The 228-nt window shown below is 57.0% G+C and carries 1 protein-coding gene; it reads right to left on the bottom strand.

Annotated elements, in window-relative coordinates; translation table 11 throughout:
• Positions 1-228, bottom strand: a 228-nt coding sequence (locus FDX22_RS20165) for an ABC transporter permease subunit (RefSeq protein ID WP_146717683.1), incomplete at both ends; no start/stop codon positions are given.

Raw genomic sequence — 228 nt, 5'->3', positions numbered from 1 at the left:
CACCAGGTTAACCAGCACATAGGCGAAGGAGACCACCACGGCAAATCCCATCACGGCCGGGAAATCAAGCGCCTGAATAGAGGTCACAACCCAGGCGCCCATGCCCGGCCAGGCAAAGACCGTTTCGGTCAGTACCGCGCCATAGAGCAGATCGCCCAGGGCCAGACCCAGCACGGTTATTGACGGAATCAACGCATTCGGCAGTGCATAACACAAAATGATGTACCA

Source organism: Citrobacter sp. TBCS-14, from assembly GCF_005280805.1.
Classification (GTDB): Bacteria; Pseudomonadota; Gammaproteobacteria; order Enterobacterales; family Enterobacteriaceae; genus Citrobacter; species Citrobacter gillenii.
The sequence above is the reverse complement of the archived record's forward strand: the minus strand, read 5'-3'. Positions and strand labels throughout refer to the sequence as shown.